The sequence below is a fragment of the Streptomyces odonnellii genome (assembly GCF_000981895.1).
Taxonomy (GTDB): Bacteria; Actinomycetota; Actinomycetes; order Streptomycetales; family Streptomycetaceae; genus Streptomyces; species Streptomyces odonnellii.
On sequence record NZ_LATD01000574.1, the window covers coordinates 1 to 1122 of the forward strand.

At 75.4% G+C, this 1122-nt stretch carries 1 protein-coding gene; it reads right to left on the minus strand.

The window, feature by feature from the left end; all coding sequences use genetic code 11:
- Positions 1-1122 (minus strand): cobaltochelatase subunit CobN (locus tag WH07_RS35230; protein WP_198533953.1); only part of this gene is annotated, 1122 nt, incomplete at both ends.

The following is a 1122-nucleotide window of genomic DNA, read 5'->3' on the forward strand; positions in this document are numbered from 1 at the left end:
GTCGGCCTCGACACCCACGCCAGCGCGGTGGCCCGGGCCGGGGCGGGGGCGGATGCCGAGGCGGGCTCCGTACCGGCAGCGCTCTCCGTACCGGCAGCCGTCCCCGTACCGGAAGCCGTCCCCGCACCGGCAGCCGTCCCCGTACCGAAGTCGTACCCCTCGTCGCGCAGTCGGCGCAGCAGGGCCACCGCGCTGGCGGGGGTGTCGAGGCCGACCGCGTTCCCGATGCGGGAGTGCTTGGTCGGGTACGCCGAGAGCACCAGCGCGATGCGCTTCTCGGCGTTCGGGCGGTAGCGCAGCCGGCCGTGGCGTACGGCGATCCCGGCCACCCGCGCGGCCCGTTCGGCGTCGGCGACGTACACCGGGAGCCCCTCGGGGTCCAGCTCCTTGAACGAGAACGGGACGGTGATGAGCCGGCCGTCGAACTCCGGTACCGCCACCTGCGACGCCGCGTCCAGCGGCGACAGCCCCTCGTCGGAGGCCTCCCAGTCGGCACGGCTGCTGGTGAGGCAGAGGGCCTGGAGGATCGGTACGTCGAGCGCGGCCAGGGCTCCGGCGTCCCAGGCCTCGTCGTCGCCGCCGGCCGAGGCCTCGGCGGGCCGGGTGCCGCCCGCGGCGAGCACGGTGGTGATGATCGCGTCGACCCCGCTCAGCGCCTCCAGCAGCTCGGGCTCGGGGGCGCGCAGGGACGATACGAAGATGGGGGCGGCGCGGCCGTCGGCGGCCTCGATGGCCTCGCACAGGGCGTCCACGAAGGCGGTGTTGCCGCTGAGGTGGTGGGCGCGGTAGTAGAGGACCGCGACGAGCGGCCGGTCCGCGCCCAGGCTGCCTGCGGTGACGCGCCGCTCGACCCGGCCCCAGGTGGGCGCGGCGGCGGGGGGCTCGAAGCCGTGACCGGTCAGCAGGACCGTGTCGGAGAGGAAGCGCGCGAGCTGCTCCAAATTGGCGGGACCGCCGTGGGCGAGGTACGCGTGGGCCTCGGCGGCGATACCGATGGGGACGGTCGAGGCCTCCATGAGCTGCGCGTCCGGGGCCTGTTCACCGGTGAGTACGACGACGGGGGGACAGGCGGGAACGCCGCGCAGGGCGTCGGCGAGGGGGTCCACGTTGCTGGACGAGGGG